This window comes from Serratia sp. AKBS12 (assembly GCF_024793895.1).
Taxonomy (GTDB): Bacteria; Pseudomonadota; Gammaproteobacteria; order Enterobacterales; family Enterobacteriaceae; genus Serratia_F.
Genome location: NZ_JANUSB010000015.1, coordinates 497,308 through 517,315, shown reverse-complemented (window position 1 = coordinate 517,315; position 20,008 = coordinate 497,308). Strand labels below are relative to the sequence as shown.

19 protein-coding genes, 1 tRNA gene and 1 pseudogene are annotated in these 20,008 nt (G+C 53.7%); 14 read left to right on the top strand and 7 right to left on the bottom strand.

The genetic code is table 11. The features are described from left to right. The first annotated feature begins 136 nt into the window (after window positions 1–136). From NYE85_RS12280 to NYE85_RS12270, 3 genes are read left to right on the top strand one after another with little or no spacing between them, the layout of a single operon-like run. Window positions 137–763, top strand: a complete 627-nt coding sequence (locus tag NYE85_RS12280) for a hypothetical protein (protein ID WP_259005041.1) — start codon at window positions 137–139, stop codon at window positions 761–763. Between the two features lie 14 nt (window positions 764–777). Continuing rightward, window positions 778–1,386 (top strand): cytochrome b/b6 domain-containing protein, encoded by a 609-nt coding sequence (locus tag NYE85_RS12275; protein WP_259005040.1) that lies wholly within the window; start codon window positions 778–780, stop codon window positions 1,384–1,386. Then, window positions 1,376–2,137, top strand: coding sequence for a molybdopterin-dependent oxidoreductase (locus NYE85_RS12270; RefSeq protein WP_259005039.1), 762 nt, complete (start codon window positions 1,376–1,378; stop codon window positions 2,135–2,137). Before NYE85_RS12275 ends, NYE85_RS12270 begins: the two co-directional genes overlap by 11 nt. A 13-nt stretch (window positions 2,138–2,150) precedes the next feature. On the opposite strand, the gene NYE85_RS12265 is transcribed toward NYE85_RS12270, so the two are convergent. After that, window positions 2,151–3,017, bottom strand: coding sequence for an aldo/keto reductase family oxidoreductase (locus NYE85_RS12265; RefSeq protein WP_259005037.1), 867 nt, complete (start codon window positions 3,015–3,017; stop codon window positions 2,151–2,153). A gap of 104 nt (window positions 3,018–3,121) precedes the next feature. On the opposite strand from NYE85_RS12265, the gene NYE85_RS12260 reads away from it, so the two are divergent. Together NYE85_RS12260 and NYE85_RS12255 are read left to right on the top strand one after the other, a co-directional pair. Beyond that, window positions 3,122–4,054, top strand: coding sequence for a LysR family transcriptional regulator (locus NYE85_RS12260; protein ID WP_259005036.1), 933 nt, complete (start codon window positions 3,122–3,124; stop codon window positions 4,052–4,054). Between the two features lie 105 nt (window positions 4,055–4,159). Further along, a complete protein-coding gene (locus tag NYE85_RS12255) occupies window positions 4,160–5,620 on the top strand; it encodes an AMP nucleosidase (RefSeq protein WP_259005034.1) in 1,461 nt (486 codons plus the stop codon). A gap of 46 nt (window positions 5,621–5,666) precedes the next feature. On the opposite strand, the gene NYE85_RS12250 is transcribed toward NYE85_RS12255, so the two are convergent. Next, a complete protein-coding gene (locus NYE85_RS12250; RefSeq protein ID WP_259005033.1) occupies window positions 5,667–6,854 on the bottom strand; it encodes a sugar transporter in 1,188 nt (395 codons plus the stop codon). Between the two features lie 304 nt (window positions 6,855–7,158). On the opposite strand from NYE85_RS12250, the gene NYE85_RS12245 reads away from it, so the two are divergent. The 4 genes from NYE85_RS12245 (at window position 7,159) to NYE85_RS12225 (ending at window position 10,705) form a co-directional block, all read left to right on the top strand. After that, a tRNA-Asn gene (locus tag NYE85_RS12245) sits at window positions 7,159–7,234 on the top strand. 991 nt (window positions 7,235–8,225) lie between these two features. Next, window positions 8,226–9,134: a DMT family transporter gene (locus NYE85_RS12235; RefSeq protein WP_259005032.1), complete on the top strand. Its 909-nt coding sequence runs from the start codon at window positions 8,226–8,228 to the stop codon at window positions 9,132–9,134. Next, window positions 9,131–10,192, top strand: coding sequence for a GlxA family transcriptional regulator (locus tag NYE85_RS12230; protein WP_259005031.1), 1,062 nt, complete (start codon window positions 9,131–9,133; stop codon window positions 10,190–10,192). Before NYE85_RS12235 ends, NYE85_RS12230 begins: the two co-directional genes overlap by 4 nt. Window positions 10,193–10,279: 87 nt before the next feature. Continuing rightward, a complete protein-coding gene (locus tag NYE85_RS12225; protein WP_259005030.1) occupies window positions 10,280–10,705 on the top strand; it encodes a DUF4354 family protein in 426 nt (141 codons plus the stop codon). 213 nt (window positions 10,706–10,918) lie between these two features. Here the strand turns inward: NYE85_RS12225 and NYE85_RS12220 are convergent, their stop codons facing one another. After that, window positions 10,919–11,137, bottom strand: a complete 219-nt coding sequence (locus NYE85_RS12220; RefSeq protein ID WP_259005029.1) for a YgdI/YgdR family lipoprotein — start codon at window positions 11,135–11,137, stop codon at window positions 10,919–10,921. 506 nt (window positions 11,138–11,643) lie between these two features. On the opposite strand from NYE85_RS12220, the pseudogene NYE85_RS12215 reads away from it, so the two are divergent. After that, window positions 11,644–11,834 (top strand): annotated as a pseudogene (locus tag NYE85_RS12215) (MmcQ/YjbR family DNA-binding protein); the annotation flags it as partial. A gap of 26 nt (window positions 11,835–11,860) precedes the next feature. Further along, window positions 11,861–12,706, top strand: coding sequence for a LysR family transcriptional regulator (locus NYE85_RS12210; protein WP_259005028.1), 846 nt, complete (start codon window positions 11,861–11,863; stop codon window positions 12,704–12,706). A gap of 156 nt (window positions 12,707–12,862) precedes the next feature. On the opposite strand, the gene tmaR is transcribed toward NYE85_RS12210, so the two are convergent. Together tmaR and NYE85_RS12200 are read right to left on the bottom strand one after the other, a co-directional pair. After that, on the bottom strand, window positions 12,863–13,180 hold the full coding sequence (gene tmaR, locus NYE85_RS12205) for a PTS system regulator TmaR (protein WP_039992647.1): 318 nt from the start codon (window positions 13,178–13,180) through the stop codon (window positions 12,863–12,865). A gap of 225 nt (window positions 13,181–13,405) precedes the next feature. Further along, window positions 13,406–14,173, bottom strand: a complete 768-nt coding sequence (locus NYE85_RS12200) for an N-acetylmuramoyl-L-alanine amidase (protein WP_259005027.1) — start codon at window positions 14,171–14,173, stop codon at window positions 13,406–13,408. Between the two features lie 173 nt (window positions 14,174–14,346). On the opposite strand from NYE85_RS12200, the gene NYE85_RS12195 reads away from it, so the two are divergent. After that, window positions 14,347–15,093, top strand: a complete 747-nt coding sequence (locus NYE85_RS12195) for a helix-turn-helix transcriptional regulator (protein WP_259005026.1) — start codon at window positions 14,347–14,349, stop codon at window positions 15,091–15,093. 4 nt (window positions 15,094–15,097) lie between these two features. Here the strand turns inward: NYE85_RS12195 and NYE85_RS12190 are convergent, their stop codons facing one another. After that, a complete protein-coding gene (locus NYE85_RS12190; RefSeq protein WP_259005025.1) occupies window positions 15,098–16,207 on the bottom strand; it encodes an SDR family oxidoreductase in 1,110 nt (369 codons plus the stop codon). A 250-nt stretch (window positions 16,208–16,457) separates the two neighbouring features. Between NYE85_RS12190 and NYE85_RS12185 the strand changes: the two genes are divergently transcribed. Further along, the gene (locus NYE85_RS12185; RefSeq protein WP_259005024.1) at window positions 16,458–16,682 is read left to right on the top strand and encodes a hypothetical protein; all 225 of its coding nucleotides are present in this window, start codon (window positions 16,458–16,460) and stop codon (window positions 16,680–16,682) included. 71 nt (window positions 16,683–16,753) lie between these two features. Continuing rightward, window positions 16,754–18,181, top strand: coding sequence for an exodeoxyribonuclease I (gene sbcB / locus NYE85_RS12180; RefSeq protein WP_259005023.1), 1,428 nt, complete (start codon window positions 16,754–16,756; stop codon window positions 18,179–18,181). Between the two features lie 91 nt (window positions 18,182–18,272). Here the strand turns inward: sbcB and NYE85_RS12175 are convergent, their stop codons facing one another. Further along, on the bottom strand, window positions 18,273–19,643 hold the full coding sequence (locus tag NYE85_RS12175; protein ID WP_004960827.1) for an APC family permease: 1,371 nt from the start codon (window positions 19,641–19,643) through the stop codon (window positions 18,273–18,275). Between the last annotated feature and the right edge of the window lie 365 nt (window positions 19,644–20,008).

Below are 20,008 nucleotides of genomic sequence, written 5' to 3'. Positions count from 1 at the left end.
CATTACCTCATTACGCCCACGGAAATATTAGCAGTTTCGACTGCCAAACTTGATGACATTAATGTCATCAAATCGACATGGAGCTGACCCTATTACTCGACCATGCTTAATCGGCAACCAACTACAGGAGAGATTTATGCTTACTCGTCACCGTATTGCCGGTTTACTGCTGTCCAGCCTGATGATGTGCAGCGGCATCGCCGCCGCCGCGCAAACCCCAGGCAAAGCCATCGCGCCGCTGCGCGGCACCATCGATCAGGTGAGTGATACCCAGTTGCAGCTCACCGACCGTAAAGGCAGCAAGATAGACGTCAAACTCAACGATCAGACCCAGGTATTCAGCGTCGCGAAAGGCAGCGCGGACGATATCAAGCCCGACAGCTTTATCGGCACCGCCGCGGTCCCGCAGGCCGACGGCACGCTCAAGGCACTGGAAGTGCATGTCTTCGCCGCCAGCCTGCGTGGCACCGGCGAAGGCCATTCGCCATGGGAATCGGCCGATGGCAAGGTGGATACCATGACTAACGGCACGGTGGGCAAACTGGTTAACGCCAATGGCCGCACCCTGACGGTGAATTACGGCAACCAGCAAAAAACCGTGATCGTACCGGACGACGTGCCGATTGTGACGCTCGATCCGGGCGATCGCAGCCTGCTGAAGCCCGGGGCGCACATCGTGCTGTTCTCCGCGACCGACGCCAAGGGCGATCGCGTGGCAACGCGCATTTCCGCCGGTAAAGACGGCACCGTGCCGCCAATGTAACCCGGGAGCCAACGATGAAAACCAACGCGCCGCGGCCGGCGCACCGCTGGCCGGTCAGGATAACCCACTGGGTCAATCTGTTCGCCATGGTGTGCATGTTCATGAGTGGCTGGGAGATCTACAACGCCTCGCCGCTGTTCGACTTCCGCTTTCCGCCGCAGATTACGCTGGGCGGCTGGCTGGGCGGCGCGATTGGCTGGCATCTGGCCGTAATGTGGCTGCTGGCGCTCAACGGGCTGTGCTATCTGCTGTGGAGCCTGTTCAGCGGCCATTTTCGCCACGATCTGCTGCCGCTGCGCATCAGTACGCTGCGACAGGATCTCTGGCAGGCGTTGACGCTGCGTCTGCAACACCGGCACGGCCACTACAACAGTATTCAAAAACTGATGTATCTGGGCGTGCTACTGCTTGGCCTGTTGCTGGTGCTGTCCGGTCTGGCCATCTGGAAACCGGTGCAGCTGTCCTGGCTGGTGGCGCTGTTCGGCGGGTTCGACACTGCGCGCTACGTGCACTTTTTCGCCATGGCGGCGATCGGACTGTTTGTGGTGATTCACCTGCTGATGGTGATTCTCGTGCCACGCACGCTGTGGGCCATGCTAACTGGAGGTCAACGTGAAGAATAAAACCCTGCGCGCACCAGCGCTGGAGCCGGATCAGAAAAAACGCCTGGTGAATCTGCAACGTCGCCTGCTGCTGCGATCCGGTCTGACGCTGGGCGGTGTCGCAATGCTGACCGGCTGCAATATGCAGGACGGCGACCAGGTGGATAAAGTGCTGTGGGCGATGTCGCGCTGGAACGATCGGGTGCAGAGCTGGCTGTTCAGCCGACAGCGGTTGGCGCAAACCTATCGCCCAGACCAGATCACCCAACCATTCCCGTTCAACGCCTATTATCCGCAATACAACGTGCCAGAGGTAGATCTCGACAGTTTCCAACTGGAAGTGTCCGGCAAGGTGGCGAAAAAAGCGCCGTGGACGCTGGCACAGTTACAGCGCTTGCCGCAGCACAGCCAGATCACTCGCCTGATCTGTATCGAAGGCTGGAGCGCCATCGGCCAATGGAGTGGTGTGCCGCTGAGCACCTTTCTGCAACAGGTGGGGGCCGATCTCAACGCGCGCTACGTTGGCTTCAAGTGCGCCGACCGCTACTATTCCAGTATCGACATGGCCACCGCGCTGCATCCGCAGACCATTCTGGCGCTGGACTTCGCCGGCAAGGCGCTACCGGCGGAATACGGCTATCCGCTGCGGCTGCGGGTGCCGACCAAACTGGGCTTCAAGAATGCCAAACACATCGCCGCCATTGTGGTCAGCGACACCAACCCCGGCGGCTACTGGGAGGATCAGGGCTATAACTGGTTCAGCGGCATCTAGCCTGCCCAACCAGTCAGGCACCGATAGCGTTCAGCCTGCTCATTACCTCATCCGACACAGACAGCTGCGCGACCGCCAGATTTTCGCGCAGATGGCCGAGCGAGGAGGTTCCCGGGATCAACAGAATATTCGGCGCACGCTGTAGCAGCCAGGCCAGCGCCAGCTGCATCGGCGTCACAGCCAACTGCTGCGCCAGCTCGGATAGCGTCGAGGATTGCAGCGGGCTGAAACCGCCCAGCGGGAAGAACGGCACATAGGCGATGCCGTCACGGGCCAAATCATCGATCAGCGCATCGTCACCACGGCAGGCCAGATTGTACTGGTTCTGCACGCAGACGATCGGGCAAATCTGCCGCCCCTCTGCCACCTGGCTGGGCGTCACATTGCTTAAACCGATATGGCGTACCAGCCCCTGCTGCTGCAACTGCGCCAGCACGCTGAGCGGCTGCTCGATCGATCCTTCCGCCGGGCCGTGCGCGTCAAACATGATACGCAAATTGACCACCTCAAGCTGTTCCAGCCCCAGGTTGCGCAGATTATCATGCACCGCCTGCGTCAACGCCTCGGCAGAAAAGGCTGGCAACCAGGCAGCATCGTCGCCGCGGCGCGCACCGATCTTGGTGACGATGACCAGATCGTCAGGGTAAGGTGCCAACGCTTCACGGATCAGTTGGTTGGTAATATGCGGACCATAAAAATCGCTGGTATCAATATGATTAACCCCTTGCTCAACGGCGCTGCGCAACACCGCCAGCGCCGCGGCACGATCGCGCGGTGGGCCAAATACCCCCGGACCGGCCAACTGCATTGCGCCGTATCCCAAGCGGTGCACGCGGCGCTCCCCCAGGGTGTAACTGCCTGAATTTTCGATCTGAGACATGTTATCGCTCCTTTTGCATTCACTACTGACAAGATAGTCTCTTTTCGACCGCGCGATAATCCGGCACAATCGGTATGGGCTGTGCGACATGGCGAACAATCACGATGAAGAGCGATCTGAACGATTTAAGGGCGTTTGTCGCGGTAACGCGCGCCGGTGGATTCCGTGAAGGTGCCAGAACCAGTGGCACCAGCGCCTCAGGGCTGAGCGAGGCGGTACGCCGGCTGGAGGCGCAGCTTGGTGTCCGGCTGCTGAACCGCACCACCCGCAGCGTAATGCCCACCGAAGCAGGCCGCGATTTGCTGGAGCGGCTGACGCCCGCCATCAACGAGATCGCTGCGGCACTCGATTCGGTCAATCACTTTCGCGACAAGCCGGCCGGCACCCTCAAACTGAACGTGCCGGTCAGCGTCGCCCGGCTAGTGCTGCCCACGCTGGTGTCACCGTTCCTCGCGGCCTATCCCGATATTCAGATGGAAATCGTTACCGAAGAGAGCTTCGTCGACATTTTGGCGGCGGGTTGTGATGCCGGTATCCGTTATGACGAACGGCTGGAACAGGACATGATTGCAGTGCCTATCGGCCCGCGCAGCCAACGTTTCGCCGCCGCCGCGTCAACCGCCTACCTCAATCGGCACGGCCGGCCGCAACACCCGAATGAATTACTCAACCACGCCTGCATACGCGGGCGTTTCCCCAGCGGCGCGCTGGCCAGTTGGGAATTCGCCAAGGCCGACGAGCTGGTGCGCGTGGATGTCGACGGACCGCTGGTCGTGCGTCTCGGCGGCGCGGCGGATCTGGCTATCGATGCCGCGATGGCCGGTACCGGCGTCGTCATGCTGTTTGAAGAGTGGCTGCGACCCTATTTTGCACGCGGCGAGCTTGAACCGGTGCTGGAGCCCTGGTGGCCAGCCTTTTCCGGCCCGTATCTCTATTATCCTGGCCATCGCCTGGTTCCCGCACCGCTCAAGGCCTTTATCAGCTTTATCAAAAACGCTGCCGCTCCCCCACCAACGCCGCACGAATCTGCCGGCTGAGGGGGAAGAACCGCCCATCCCTGCGGCATACAGTTGTAACATATTGAGAATATGCTACTTTTCTAACATATTCTCAGCCAGAAACCACCAGCTACAAGGGGTATTATGACCAACAGCGAAACGGGCACCAGACTGACGGCCTCCGAGGCACTGGATCAACTGGAAACCCTGTACGACAACGCGGTAAATGCGCTGCGCACGGCGATTGGCGCCTATATTGAGCACGGTAAGTTGCCTGACGTCAAAGCGCGCGCTGAAGGGCTGTTTGTCTATCCGCAACTGCGGGTCAGTTGGGATGGCACCGCCCCCAGCGAGAAAAAAACCCGCGCCTATGGGCGTTTCACCCATCCAGGCTGCTACACCACCTCCGTTACCCGGCCGCAATTGTTCCGCCATTATCTGGCCGATCAGCTGACTCTGCTGCAAAGCGAATACGGCGCCAACATCGAGGTCGTGCCGTCAACGCTCGAGATCCCCTACCCGTATGTGATTGACGGCTCCAGCCTGTCGCTGGATCGTTCCATGAGCGCCGGGTTGGCGCAGCATTTTCCCACCACCGAACTGTCACAAATTGGCGATGAAACTGCCGATGGCTTATTCCACGCCACCGATACCTTCCCGTTGTCGCACTTTGATGCGCTGCGCGTGGACTTTTCGCTGGCGCGTCTGCGCCATTACACCGGTACGCGGGTAGAAGACTTCCAGCCGTTTGTGCTATTCACCAATTATACCCGCTACGTTGACGAGTTCGTCAGCTGGGCCTGCCGACAAATCGCCGATCCCGACAGCCCGTATCAAGCGCTGTCCTGTGCTGGCGGTACCTATATCACCGCAGAAACCTCGGCGCCCGAGCAGGCCGTATCCGATCTGGCCTGGAAAAACCACCAGATGCCGGCCTACCATTTGATCGGCGCCAACGGTCAGGGTATTACGCTGATCAACATCGGCGTCGGGCCGTCCAACGCCAAAACCATCTGCGACCATCTGGCGGTGCTGCGGCCGAATGCCTGGCTGATGATCGGCCACTGCGGCGGCCTGCGAGAGAGTCAGTCAATTGGCGATTACGTGCTGGCGCATGCCTACCTACGCGACGATCACGTGCTGGATGCGGTGTTACCGCCAGATATTCCGATCCCGAGCATCGCCGAAGTGCAGCGTGCGCTGTACGACGCCACCAAAATGGTCAGTGGCATGCCGGGGGAAGAGGTCAAACAGCGGCTGCGCACCGGTACCGTAGTCACTACCGACGACCGCAACTGGGAACTGCGCTATTCGGCGTCGGCGCTGCGTTTTAACCTCAGCCGGGCGGTGGCCGTGGATATGGAAAGCGCCACCATCGCCGCGCAGGGTTACCGCTTCCGCGTGCCCTACGGGACGCTGTTGTGCGTTTCGGACAAGCCGCTGCACGGTGAGATCAAGCTGCCTGGACAGGCAAACCGTTTTTATGAGGGGGCGATTTCAGAGCATTTGCAAATCGGTATCCGCGCAATTGACCTGCTGCGCGCCGAAGGTGAGCGCCTGCATTCACGCAAACTGCGCACCTTCAACGAACCGCCGTTCCGCTAAGTCTGAACCCGGCCGGGGGCCAGTCGCCCTCGGCCGCAGTGCCAGATTACGCGCGGTGGTGTTGCAGCCGTTCGCTGCGGTAGAAGTTCAGCACGCACCAACCCAGGGCGATCAGCGCCAGCGGCGCGCCGACCAGACCGATGTTCGGCATGCCGAGATGCAAACTGACCTGATTGCCCAGCAGCGCCCCACCGCCGATCCCCAGATTGTACAAACCCGAGAAAATCGCCATCGCCACATCGGTCGCGTCCGGCGCCAGGCTGAGCACTTTAGCCTGCATCGACAGACCAATCGCCATAATCGCCATCCCCCAGAAAGCGCAAAGCAGCGTGAGGTTGAGCTGGCTGCCCGCCGCCGGCAACAGCAACAGCAGGCACAGCGTCAGCAGGCCAATCGCGCCGATAAACAGACCCGACGGATAACGCTCGCTATAACGGCTGAACAGCATGCTGCCGATGATGCCACTCGCACCGAACAGTAGCAGCATCAAGGTGGTGAAGTTGCCGCTCAGGCCGGCCACGTTCTGAATGAAAGGCTCGATGTAGCTGTAAGCGGTGAAATGCGCCGTCACCACGATAATGGTCAACATATACAGGCTGACCAGCGCCGGGCGTTTGAACAGCATCGGTACGCTGGCCAGTGAGCCGGAGTGCTCGCTTTTCAGTTCCGGCAGCAGTCGCCACAGCATCACCAGCGCCAAGGTTGCCGCCACCGCGATGCCAATAAAGGTCATACGCCAGCCGAGCAACTGCCCGACCACCCGGCCCAGCGGCAAACCCAGCACCATCGCCAGGGCGGTGCCGCCGGCCAGCATGCTTAATGCCTGCGCTTTTTTACCCGCCGGAGCCACGCGAATCGCCAGAGAGGCGGTAATTGCCCAAAACACCGAGTGCGCCAAGGCTACGCCGGCACGTGAAATCACCAGCGTGGTGAAATCCCAGGCCACGGCGGTCAACACATGGCTGGCGATAAACAGGATAAATACGCCGATAAGCAACTTGCGACGCTCAATCTTGCTGGTCAGCAGCATGCAGATCAACGACGCCGTGGCCACGATCCAGGCATAAATGGTAATAATCAGCCCCACCTGTTCGGTTTGCATGGCGAAGCTTTGGGCAATGTCACTGAGCAAACCGACCGGAATAAATTCGGTGGTATTAAAAATAAATGCCGAAACGGCAAGCACGACGACGCGCAGCCAGGCTGTGCGGCGGGAAGCGGCAATTTCTTCCATGGTAAATGGGTCCAGAACAGGTGGGAAGCAATGGAGATATTTTATCCAACTGCGTTATAAAATGCGATATGCGTCACACTTTTTATGATAATTATTTTTCTTGCAGGTGAGCCAAAAATATCTGCCCCACCACGATCCCGCCGGTATCGCCGGCGCTCCCCTACGCCATTTTGCTTGCCAATTACCCCAGCGGTGGCGAAAAACCCGCCATGCTGTACATTGCATCAGCAAACGCGCTTTTTTGCCGAATCCCGGCTTTGACAAACATCCTCACCCTCGCTAACATGCGCCCCGTTCACACGATTCCTCTGTAGTTCAGTCGGTAGAACGGCGGACTGTTAATCCGTATGTCACTGGTTCGAGTCCAGTCAGAGGAGCCATACTTCCTGCCTCGATGCATTTTTGCGAGGCGAAATCCGCACTATCAAACCTTCTGAAAAACCTTTTTAACTCCCCGATTCCCACGGCCCATTTCTTTTACCCAAGCCCGGCGGCGGCCGTCACTGGGATCCCAGGTATCCAATTAACGGTGATCAATCCTGCATTGCGCTGTACGCCTATCCTGGGCACTCTCTTTGTGTCGCTCGGCAACAACCTGAAGGTATCCGCAAATTGCTGCCGCATGAGCTGCAACGCCGGGGGTGGAATACCGCCATATTTCTTCCGCCCCGTATAGAATGTGACCTCGGAAAGACCCGGCTTACGACAGACTTCCGGCACCGGCGTCCTCACACAGCCTGCCTCAGGGCATAGACACGCCGTTCTTCGGTGAATCGCGACTTTTCATCGGCACCATCTCCGTTCAGGGAGGTATTCATCATGCCGGGATTCTATTTCTGAATGGTGCAGGATTTCGGCTCGAAGTCAGGTAGGCTCATCGAGGCCCCTTGGAATCATCTGTCTGACGGGGACAATCTTATGTCCGTTACGTTCAAGTATAAAAATGTAAAAGCATTGAAAATGGGTCTTATAAATTTAGTACATACAGGAAATGTGTATGAACACCGTATTGAATAAATCTTTGATAATAGTAATAACATTGCTTCTGATAAGTTTTGGTGCCAATTCCACTACTCAACCCTACACGCACAAACATGACTATAAATATTTTTCGCTGATGGCAACCAGGGTAAAGTCAGATCTTATATCTAATCATAATAAAAAGTTGTTTTTTAGAGATAAAGCGACAAAACTAATGCACTTCATCGCATCAGACAATCGAGTAAAGCATGTATCTCACCAGGGCAAGTCTTTATAATAAAACCATAGTTGCTAGTCAAAATCAGTCAAGAATGGCAAGCAGCCCTTAGGGCATTAACAATTTAAAGCAAATATTTAACATTGCATTTATTCACCATGGTAGCATGACAAATGAGAAAAAATATTGATTTGAAGGTCTTCTTGGTCATGACCCTCATCTGCTGCGTCTGGGGTGGGCAACAGGTAGCGATGAAATCGATACAACATAGTATATCTTTAACAATGCAGATTGGAATTAGGTCCGGCATTGCTGCCATATTAATTTTGCTGTTTTTTAACAAAAAAGAAAAAATACTCTATCATCTTACTGATAAAAAATTATTACTCGCCGCATTAACGGTTGGGTTGCTATTTTCGTTAGAGTTCTTCCTTGTTTCAGCAGCAATCTCGAGAACTGAAACATCCCATGTTTCTCTTTATTTATACACTGCGCCCGTTTTTACGGCTGTGGGGTTACATTTTTTGCTTCCGCAGGAGAAGCTCAATAAATATCAGTGGGTAGGTATTGGCGTAGCTCTCATAGGCATAGCGCTAGCGGTCCGAATGGGTTTATCGTCAGAAAAAGACTGGTCCTTTTCTGGCGATCTTTGTGCCGTAGCCGCGGGTTTTGCCTGGGGGTTAAGCAGTATCATTATTCGATGTTCCATACTGTCAACTGCTCCGGCGGCATGCACACTTTTCTATCAATTAGCAGTAACGTCAATCACATTATGTGGCTATGCATTATTTTTTGAAGATTACAGGTTGGTACCAGACGGAACGGTCGTTATCAATCTTTTATGTCAGACAGTTGTAGTTTCATTTATCAGTTATCTGGTATGGTTTAATCTATTGAGAAAGTACCAGGTTGCATCATTAAGCTCATTTATACTCATGACCCCCGTAATGGGTATAATTGCAGGTCATATAGTACTTGGCGAGATACTAACCCCTGGATTCATATCGGGTGCTGTTTTACTTTTAACTGGCTTATTGCTCACGATACTGTTTGCAAGGCACGCTGGGAAGGATCAAATATGAAAGAACTGTATTCTGAGGTGTCGTATGAGTTTATAAAAGAAATAGACCATTTAGATGAAACCTCGCCACAGGGGCAGCCAGAACTAAGAGTAGGAATACTGCTCTGGCCGGAGTTTCCTATTCTGGCCTTGGCGAGCCTGGTCGACTCTCTGCGGCACGCTGCAGACAATGGTGATGATAGCCAAAAAAAACGTTGCTCCTGGTTTATAATGGGCAATAAACCCAAAGATGAAGTCATTTCAAGTTCAGGAATATCAGTCAACATTGATGGTTATTATAAGGATCCACAACAGTTTGATTGCATTGTCGTTATCGGTGGATTACTGAGGAGTTTGCATAAAGCTTCAAAGCAGGCCAGAAAGTATCTCATCAATGCAGCGGAAAGGGGTGTAAATCTTATCGGTATTTGTACCGGTAGCTTTGTTATTGCCGAGGAAGGACTGCTATCCGGCAATCGTGCCGCTGTACATCCTTATCATCTGCAAGAATTTTGTAGGCGTTTCCCTGATGTTAAGGCTGTTACAGGATGCGACTATATTGACAGCAAAGGCATTATGACTTGCCCCGGTGGGATATCTACAATCGCGGCTGCGACTGAGTTGATTAAAAGATATTGTGGCCCAGATCGGGCTACCAAAGCGATCCATCAGATTGCTGTTCCTAATCGACTGGATAATAATGCTGTCAGTATTACGCGAGCTCTCGGTTTTACTCGGGTATCAGATACACGTTTGCGTAAAGCAGTTTTTCTTGTGGAAGAGTATCTTGTCAAATCTATAAATACTGCATGGTTGGCGGAACAGGTTAATATCAGCCCACGCCAACTATGCAGGTTATTCAAAACGGAGTTTAACCAAACTCCCGCTGATTTTATTCGGCACTGTCGATTAAAGTATGGGAAGTGGCTTTTACGCAATTCAAGTGAAAGTATAACTGAAATTGCTTTGCACATAGGTTTTAGCGATTGCGCTCATTTTAGCAGAAGCTTTAATAAAGAATATGGATGCACCCCCATGGAATACCGAAGAACCACGAATCATTCCATTGAAAAATATTGATTCACTAAGCATGAATGTTATATTTTTACTTGACGGGAACGGGCTTGCAGTATTTTAAATTTTTAACTAAACATTGCAGGAGAAAATATGTTTAACTTCAAGGGAAGAATGATTATTGGATTATTGTTTATAATGCTATCCACCAACGCAACTGCATCAGACGGGCTTTTTGATATTACTGTTACCGCCCTTAAAGGATCAATCGGAAGCGAGTGGAATAGTATAAAAAACACGTCAAGATATACCATTTATTATAAAGTTACCGTGAGTAATAATTCTAAAGCACCATTAACCCCTGGCAAGGAAAATCAATTATGTTTTTATCTTGATGATGATAATGGCCATACTCTTTTGGCTCATAGCGTTCAGGTGGACTTCTTAAAACCATATCAGCCTGGTGAATCCCGAGATGGTATGATTTACTTTGCAAGCATAAACCCTAAGTTACTGATATTGCCTTTCGTTAAACTCGCGATGGGTAAGCAATGTTCGATGCTTCTAAAACAAAAATAAGGGTGAATGGCGTTGGGGAATTATCATCTTTAGTACTGACTGATAATATCACCGGCAGCCTGACATATCGCGGTATCAATAGCGAATCTGACGGAAAATGATATAACAGTGATAATAATTGGAAGGGGCAACTACATTTCATAAAGAATAATTTCACGAAAGTTCCGCGCATTCATCATGACGGAACTTTTTAATATTGTAAAAAACGTTTAATTACTTCTCGACAATCTCTTTGACATCAGACTGATGCAACTGATGAACGTTCCCGTCTGAGTCCTTATATGATATCAACCCCGTATCTTTATCTTTTTTAGGCTTCCCATGAGTGGTCATAATATGACCATCATTAGTGGAGATCACATAATCACTTGAACACCCAACAACAGCGAATGCGGCAGAAAGTACCATAATCGCCATGATATTACCTTTCATTATTACCTCCAATCAATTTTACAACAAAAGCGTCGCTCTTCTCACTAGCCATTTAACACCAACCAACTGAAACGAAGTGTAAACGAAATATAAATATCAGATTTATTATATTATTATGGTCTGTTATGACCTTCTATTTGAGTCCATAATTTATATACTATGGGTTACAATGGCTTTATACGGCTCTGCATTAAAATCGCTTGTAGTATAATGAGCATCATTCGCGTTATCTTCCCGGGCTTTTGTCGTTTTTTGCTACCGATGATATTATCATGAGAAAGTAAGCATGCCTTGCTTTCCTCTCCATGTATCCTGTCCATAAAAAGTCCGAGACACCTCAGAGAGTATTACAAGTGAATCTTACTTTTTATTTTCCCCTGATTGGAGGAATAATATTCTTAATTTCTTTTTATTATGCAAGGAAATCTCTTACTCGCTCAACGAGCCAATTGGCACAAAACGCATCACCCTTTCGTCCCCTGCCGCAGCGAGCGATGATGGCATTGTCCGATCGGCAGCTGGACGAGTCCGAAGTCAAAGCGCGTCCGGAGCATATTGGCCCGTTGCGGAAAAAAACGCTATCCTGCCGGCTTGCCATATGAACAAGGAACACAGGGTCAGCATTCTGCTGCCCGGCCCGCTGTCAGCCCAAGAAATACACCCGTTGCTTGCCGACAGTCACCAGCTGACATCCTGAAACGCTGCCAGTAACGCGAAGTCAGCGTGAAAACAGAAGCTGACCAGGCGAGCAAGGCAAGCCGTGCCAGCGGCAGGTCCAAGGCCACTCTGTCACGCCATATAGCCGATCTGGAAGAACAGCTCGGCGTGCGGCTGATTGAGCGCAGCCCCCGTGGATTGCGGCTTAGCGAAGCGGGAGAGATGTTGATGGCGCGCACCACCGGGTCGATAAACGAACTGGGCGAAGCCATGACATCGGTTCAGGAAGGGCTTTCGACGCCGCGCGGTCACTTACGCGTCGCAGCGCCGGTGCTATTCTCCCAGCTGTCGATGGGGCGCATCGCCGCCGAGTTTTGTGCCACCTACCCGGAAATCACCCTCGAAGTCGTTGCCGAGGATCGCATGGTCGATCTGGTCGAAGAACATTTTGACGTTGCCATCCGCATCAACCCCAGACCCGACGATGGCCTCATCGGCCGGTGTGTTGCCGAAGATAGGCAGGTGGTAGTGGCCGCGCCTTCGGTTGCAATGCCGCCCCCGGGTCAGGTCAGCCCGGTACCCGCGCTGGTATTTTCAAACTTCCAGCCAACTCTCTGGGATCTGGATCAGGGCCGCCTGGTCCTCGACCCCATACCGCGAATGAAGTTTTCTTCGTTTCTGATGATCCGCGATGCAGCCATCGCCGGCGGCGGCGTGGCACGGCTGCCACGCTCGATAATCGGTAGCCAGCTTGCAGCTGGCGAACTGGTGCAGTGGGGAACCGTGACGGGAATGGAAGTTGCACTCTGGGTGTTACACACCTCAAGGCGCCTGACGACGCCGAAAGTGCGGGCATTCGTTGAATTTATCTGTCAGAGGTATCCGAAGATTTCGCTGCTGCTGCACGGCTAAGCAACGGCTTCGGTTCGCCGCGCAATCGCGGCACAGGCCTGCCGCAGGCGCTTATGCTCAAACCGCACGGGCCAGAATGAAAAAACCCGCTTGGTGCGGGTTTGTGGGTATGCAGGCGCAATGGCAACAGCGCCCTGCGCCGGCGCTGACCGCAGGTTATTTCACTTCACCCATGGCTTTCAGCTTTTTAGACAGCTCACGGCGCTCTTTCGACAAATCGGCGTTCTTGATGATGTAGTCATCGACGCGATCTTCGTAATCGCCGCGCATATTGGCGATGATCGCCTGAATGTCTTCAATGCTCATGCCCGGCTTGATGTATTCGCTCAGGTTGTCGAGCAGCAATACGCGCTTTTGGTTGTCGCGAATTTTCTTTTCGTTATCAACGATTTCACGTTGCAGCTTGTTTTTACGTCGGAACATACGCACAAACTCCAGCACGTCCTGGAAACTCGGCTTATTTGCATTATCCATCTTCATACCCTTGCTTTGTAATACACAGATTCATTTGCTTACGGCCACAATGACACCAAGATACAGGTTTGTGGCTATGCGACACAACTCTCAATGCCGTTATCTTACCCACTTTAGCAGCCTGGCAAAAACCTGAAGCGCCTGCTTTATGATCTCACCCCTATTCCAGCCCGCTAACGGTACGCTATTCAAGCAAACCAGCGGCTCGCGGCAAGCCGGCAGACGTCAAGCGCCGTACTTGTCCACCAGTGCCTGCAAGGTGGCCGCCGTTTCGGCGTCCATCACGCCATCATATTGGCGCTGACGAAAATGCAACTGAAAGGCGCGCACCAGTTGACGGTAGCCTTCATCGCTGCCGGCAGCAGAAGTGTCGTAACCGTAGCGGGCGAACAGCGCCAGCAGCGCCGAGCGTTCAGGCAGGCCGTGACGGCAATAGTACTGTTGATGGCGATGCTGCACTGCGGCGTCATACCAGGCTCCCACACCGGCCTGATACAGTTGCAACCAGGGGAACTGCGGGCCTGGATCGCTTTTGCGACCAGGGGCGATATCCGAATGCGCCACCACGTTAACCGGCGAAATGTCCGGATAGCGCTGCAAAATATTGCGCGTCAGCTGGATCACCGCATCGATCTGTTGGGAATTGAACGGCGGGAAGTGAATATCCTCGCCGTCACCGCTCGCCATATTGACGATTTCAATACCGATGGCGGTGTCGTTGAGATTGGTGCGCCCAGCCCACTGGCTGGCGCCGGCATGCCAGGCGCGTTCGTTTTCATCCACCAGGTTGAAAATACGCAGATCGCCATAGCCGGCATCACGATAACTTTGATCGCCCGGATCCGGCACCAGATAGTGCGCGCTGACGGCAGGTCCGGTCAGCGAGGTTATCGAGTCGGCAAAGTTTTGCGCGGTATAATGCAACACCAGAAAACGCACGCGGCGATTAAAGCTGGCTACCGACCGATAACTGTTGTAATCAATAGTGAACATCGCAGATTCCCTCTTGGTGGTTGCCGCAGATGCTGCTTACCGATCGTCATGATAGGCAAAACAGGCGCGGCGGTTCCTCGCGGCTCCCCCACTTTTAGCGGATTGCTAAATTGAGGGCAAGTTTTTAGCAACAGGATATTCCACTTTTTGCCAAACGGTGCGATTATCGGCCGATGGAAATCAAAGAAATACGGCGCAATAATCTGCGCGACCTGATGGCACGCTATGCGCGCAACGGCATCAATCAACACGAGTTTTCCAGACTGGTTGAATCTTCCGCGCCCACGCTCAGCCAAATTACCGGTGACAAATCCTGCCGCAATCTTGGCGATAATCTCGCCAGACGGATTGAGGCCAGGCTCAGTCTGCCCACCGGTTGGCTTGACGTTTTTCATGAAAAATTGCTGGCAAAACCCTTTGATAACGTTGCGGCAGAATCCGACTTTCAGCCTGCGCGGCTAAAACCGGTGGTCTGGGAAGAAACCGAGCAGGATCGGGAAGAGTTTGTGGAGATCCCGCTGCTGGACATCGATTTCTCTGCCGGCGACGGCTGCTATGACATTGTCGATCTCGAAGCATTTTCACTGATATTCCGCCGCTACTACCTGCACAAGATGGGCGTGCCGGTCAATGCCGCGCGCATTATCCGCATTTCCGGCTCGAGCATGGAACCACGCCTGCAGGACGGCGACGTGGTCGGCATCAATACCGACGACACGCGCATCCGCGAAGGAAAAACCTACGCCATTCGCCACGGCAACCTGCTGCGAGTCAAAATCCTGATCGAACAGCCGGACGGCGGGGTGATCATCCGCTCGCTGAACCGCGAAGAATACCAGGACGAACAGCTCAGCTACCAGCAGCGTAAAGAGCAGTTGATCGTGCTGGGCCGGGTATTCTGGTCGTCCTCGTCCTGGTAAACGCTTATTTGAAATCCACCACCATCTGCTGCGGGATCGACAGGCCACGCGTAGAGTGGACGCACCGCGCGATATAATCGGTGAAGCGCGGTGGTTTCGGCATGCCCAGCTTGAGGATTTTTTCATTACTGAACCGTACGTTGAGCATGGCGAATGAACCATACAGGCGCATCGCCTTGAGCATCAGACGTTCATTACACGGGCCGAAAATGTCTTTCAACTGCCGGCGCATCTGCACCAGTGCGTCATAACTGACCTGCGCATAGCGATCGCCGACCGGCGCAGTTTCCAACGCCGCCGCCATGGCCCGATCTATGTCGGCAAAACTGACGCTGCACTCTTCGCCGGCAGAAATATGGTACAGGTCATTTTCCAATCGTTCGCTGTTGAGCAGCATCACTAACGCGTCGGCGCAGTAATCAACCGGGATGACATCGATATTGTCCTGCAGCGAGCACATGAATTTACGCAGCATCAGCGCCATGCTGAACACCCAGAAAATGCTGCTCGATGGCTGACAGCCGAGGCGCGTATGGCCGACCACGATCGAAGGCCGGGCAATCACCAGCGGCAATTGTGGCAATTCACGGCGCATGCGCTGTTCGATGGTGGATTTTGAACGGGTATATTCCACCAGGTGCTCGGCGTCCGGTTCAAACTCGCCGCTTTCCGACACCAGCGCCCCCTGCTCCGGCGCACAGGACATGGCGGTACCAACGTGCAAAAAGCGTTGCAATCCATCGACCTGCGACATTCTCTTCGCCAGAGCCATCGTACCTTCAACGTTAACTTTCCAAATAAGCGGATTATTGCCAAATGACGCCACCGCCGCACAATTGATAACATGCGTTACCTGATTAATTCGAATGTCCGATAAAAAACCTTCCGGCTCCGACAAATCCCCTAATAGAATATTTTCTTCGCTAAGATTATCAAATAAATCAGGCGCAAGATTAAACTTGGACATATTATCCTTAATACGTGCCAAACCCTGTTCAGGATTATTGGCTCGTACCAATAACAGGAAAGTAACCGGCTGTTTTTCAATAAGTATCTTCTCAAGCACCGCCCCCCCGAGAAAGCCGGTAGCACCCGTCAACAGTAAGGTTTTCATTGTAATCATCCACATTGGCATTGAATGAGACGGATTGTATGCGGTGGAAATTAAACGCATCATCAATAGAATACGCACGAAAAAACAATGAGCTTCTTAATATTATCTTAAGGAATATCCTGAAACATCAATCGCCTGTTGGTAACACTCTTCCGCCACGGCAGATAAGATATTTCCCATGCGTTGATATCTTATTTATGTTGCGTTTGTTTTAATCAGCGCAAATATTCCCGTCTCTTTCGGAGTGACCATGAGCTACAATCAAAAAGTATGGCTGGGCGTTGTGCTATTTTGCACGCTGTTCTGGCTGGCGGTGATCCAGAGTGTACATACGCTGGGTGAACGGCTATCGCAACAATCTGCACAACAGAGCGGCCAGATGGCAAAGGCCGCAATCAATCCGCATGCCAAAAATCCGCACACCATTGCTACGGACAGCATGCGCAACAACGCGCATTTCAACGTGAAAGCATAACCACTGCTTGGCATCGCGCCGCACGCCGTTACAATAGGGAGATATTCCTACGCGACTGAAGAGATGCGATTTTGAGCAGCAAGGCACCGGCCACATTCTACTTCCACGACTATGAAACCTTCGGCAAAAGTCCTTCGTTGGATCGCCCGGCGCAGTTCGCCGGCGTGCGTACCGACATCGATTTCAATATTATCGAAGAGCCGCTGGTGATCTACTGCACCCCGGCCGATGACTACCTGCCCGACCCGGAAGCGGTGATGATTACCGGCATAACGCCGCAGGAAGCGCTGGCAAAAGGCGTATGCGAAGCGGAGTTCGCCCGCCAGATACACCAAGCCTTCAGCGTCCCCGGCACCTGCATCGTTGGCTACAACAACATTCGCTTCGATGACGAAGTCAGCCGTAACATCTTCTATCGCAGTTTTTACGACCCTTATGCCTACAGCTGGCAGAACGGCAATTCCCGCTGGGACTTGCTCGACGTGATGCGTGCCTGCTACGCCCTGCGCCCTGAGGGCATCACCTGGCCAGAAAACGACGACGGCTTCCCCAGTTTCCGGCTTGAGCACCTGACGCGCGCCAACGGCGTCGCGCATGAGCAGGCGCACGACGCGATGTCCGACGTGTATGCCACCATCGCCATGGCCAAGCTGGTACGTCAGGCCCAGCCGCGGCTGTTTGATTATCTGCTGCAACACCGCAATAAACACAAGCTGAACGCGCTGATCGACATTGCCGAAATGACGCCGCTGGTGCACGTCTCCGGCATGTTTGGCGCCGCACGCAGCAACACCAGCTGGGTTGCGCCGCTGGCCTGGCATCCGGACAACAAAAATGCGCTGATCGTGTGCGACCTGGCCGGCGACATTACGCCGCTGCTGAAACTGGACGCCGACCAGCTGCGTGAGCGACTGTATACCCGCCGCGATCGGCTCAGCGCCGATCGGCCGCCGGTGCCGATCAAGCTGGTGCATATCAACAAATGCCCGGTGCTGGCGCCGGCAAAAACGCTGCTGCCGGAGAATGCCGATCGGCTGGGCATCGATCGCCAGGCCTGTCTGAACAATCTGCAGATCCTGCGCCAGCATCCGGAAGTTCGCGAAAAGGTGGTGGCGCTGTATGCCGAAGCCGAGCCCTTTGCCGCCAGCGATGACGTCGATGCCAGGCTGTATGACGGTTTCTTCAGCGACGCCGACAAAGCGGCGATGAAAATCATTCAGCAGACCAAACCGCAAAACCTGCCGGCACTGGATTTGACCTTCAACGATGACCGTATGCAGGAGCTACTGTTCCGTTTCCGCGCGCGTAATTACCCCAATACGCTGGATGACGGCGAGCAACGTCGCTGGCTGCAACATCGCCAGACGGCGCTCAGCGCCGAAAAAGTGCAAAATTATGTGCTGCAACTGGAAGCGTTATACAACCTGCATGAAGGTGATAGCGCCAAACTGGCGTTGCTGAAATCGCTGTTCGATTACGGCAAGCAACTGGTCGGGTGAGGCCAAAAAAAAAAGGCCGCAACGGCGGCCTTTCGGATTCTGACTGTTCAGTCTTACTCAGGGTTGCACACGTGCAACCCTTTTGATGCGCTTAGGCCAGGTCTTCGCTGGCTTGCGGCACCGGCAAACGGAAGCTGCGGGTGACGAATGCCAGGTAGATCAGGCCGATTGCCGCCCATACCAGGCCCAGCGTCATCGAGCTGCTTTCCAGGTTCAACCACAGTGCACCCACCGTCAACGCACCCATGATCGGCAGAATCAGGTAATTAACCGTGTCTTTAACGCTACGGTTCATTTTGTCGCGAATGTAGAACTGGGAGATCACCGACAGGTTAACGAAGGTGAATGCCACCAACGCACCGAAGTTGATCAACGCCGTGGCGGTAACCAGATCAAACGACACCGCAGACAGGGCAATCGCCCCAACCAGCAGCACGTTCAGCGCCGGAGTACGCCATTGCGGGTGCACATAGCCGAAGAAACGCTGCGGGAATACCCCATCGCGGCCCATCACGTACATCAGACGGGAAACGCCAGCGTGCGCTGCCATGCCGGACGCCAATACCGTCACGCAGGAGAACACCAGAATGACCGACTGGAAGAACTTGCCGGCCACGTACAGCATGATTTCAGGCTGTGAGGCATCAGGGTCCTTGAAGCGCGAAATGTCCGGGAAGTACAGTTGCACAAAGTAAGACACCACGATAAAGATAATGCCGCCGATCAGCGCCGTCAGGAAGATTGCTTTCGGGATCACTTTCTCAGCGTCTTTGGTCTCTTCCGACAGCGAACTGATACCGTCAAAACCGAGGAACGAGAAGCACAGGATGGTTGCACCGGTGATCATCGGCACCACGTGGGCATCCTCAGACCAGAACGGGCGGCTGCTAACCAGATGGCCCGCACCTTCGCCGTGATAGACGCCGTTGATCACCAGGCCAAGGAACACGATCATGATAGCAACCTGCACCACCACGATGATGGAGTTCAGATTAGCGACCAGCTTGATGCCACGCAGGTTGAACAGCGTCATCAACGCCACCAGCGCCGCAACGAAAATCCACGACGGCACGCCCGGGAAGATGGCTTCCAGATAAATCTTGGCCAACAGAATGTTGATCATCGGCATGAACAGATAATCGAGCAACGACGACCAGCCGACCATAAAGCCAACGTGCGGGCCAATGGCCTTTTGCGCATAGGTGTAAGCCGAGCCGGCCGATGGGAATTTCTTCACCAGTTTGCCGTAGCTGAGCGCGGTAAACAGTACCGCCAGCAGCGCAAAGGCATAGGCGGTCGCGACATGACCATCGGTCAGGCCGGAAACGATGCCGAAGGTATCGAAAATGGTCATTGGCTGCAGGTAAGCCAGACCCATCATTACCACCGGGAGCAACGTCAGGGTTTTACGCAATTGAGGGCGCGGTGCCGCAGCGGCAGCGCTGATGATGTTATCGGACATTGCGCAGCCCCCCCTGACCTTCAGACTTGCGGATAATGGACACGCCAAGACTCAAGGTTGCGGGGAAACTTCGCAACGTGCGACTGAATTCTAAAAGAGGGGTATTGGAAGCTGGATAACGCGTCAAGGCGGCCTTGGCTGCTGCTCCATAATCGCTGCGTGTGCAGCGGAAACCGGCGGGCACCGGTGCTAAAGTGAAAAATTGCCCCATCTTTCTTATCCTCATGAGTCACGACCATAAAGTTTTGGTTGATCGTGAACAAACCTGTTTATCTATCCGGCTCGAAGTCCGGCCTCGCTTGGTGTATGAAACGCTCGGTTTACAAAACAAAAATGCAAAAAAATAACCGACGCTTTAAAACGTC

Coding starts and splice junctions, on each gene's coding strand:
- NYE85_RS12280 (WP_259005041.1), top strand. CDS start 137: ATGCTTACTCGTCACCGTATTGCCGGTTTACTGCTGTCCAGCCTGATG.
- NYE85_RS12275 (WP_259005040.1), top strand. CDS start 778: ATGAAAACCAACGCGCCGCGGCCGGCGCACCGCTGGCCGGTCAGGATA.
- NYE85_RS12265 (WP_259005037.1), bottom strand. CDS start 3,017: ATGTCTCAGATCGAAAATTCAGGCAGTTACACCCTGGGGGAGCGCCGC.
- NYE85_RS12260 (WP_259005036.1), top strand. CDS start 3,122: ATGAAGAGCGATCTGAACGATTTAAGGGCGTTTGTCGCGGTAACGCGC.
- NYE85_RS12255 (WP_259005034.1), top strand. CDS start 4,160: ATGACCAACAGCGAAACGGGCACCAGACTGACGGCCTCCGAGGCACTG.
- NYE85_RS12250 (WP_259005033.1), bottom strand. CDS start 6,854: ATGGAAGAAATTGCCGCTTCCCGCCGCACAGCCTGGCTGCGCGTCGTC.
- NYE85_RS12235 (WP_259005032.1), top strand. CDS start 8,226: ATGAGAAAAAATATTGATTTGAAGGTCTTCTTGGTCATGACCCTCATC.
- NYE85_RS12230 (WP_259005031.1), top strand. CDS start 9,131: ATGAAAGAACTGTATTCTGAGGTGTCGTATGAGTTTATAAAAGAAATA.
- NYE85_RS12225 (WP_259005030.1), top strand. CDS start 10,280: ATGTTTAACTTCAAGGGAAGAATGATTATTGGATTATTGTTTATAATG.
- NYE85_RS12220 (WP_259005029.1), bottom strand. CDS start 11,137: ATGAAAGGTAATATCATGGCGATTATGGTACTTTCTGCCGCATTCGCT.
- tmaR (WP_039992647.1), bottom strand. CDS start 13,180: ATGGATAATGCAAATAAGCCGAGTTTCCAGGACGTGCTGGAGTTTGTG.
- NYE85_RS12200 (WP_259005027.1), bottom strand. CDS start 14,173: ATGTTCACTATTGATTACAACAGTTATCGGTCGGTAGCCAGCTTTAAT.
- NYE85_RS12195 (WP_259005026.1), top strand. CDS start 14,347: ATGGAAATCAAAGAAATACGGCGCAATAATCTGCGCGACCTGATGGCA.
- NYE85_RS12190 (WP_259005025.1), bottom strand. CDS start 16,207: ATGAAAACCTTACTGTTGACGGGTGCTACCGGCTTTCTCGGGGGGGCG.
- NYE85_RS12185 (WP_259005024.1), top strand. CDS start 16,458: ATGAGCTACAATCAAAAAGTATGGCTGGGCGTTGTGCTATTTTGCACG.
- NYE85_RS12175 (WP_004960827.1), bottom strand. CDS start 19,643: ATGTCCGATAACATCATCAGCGCTGCCGCTGCGGCACCGCGCCCTCAA.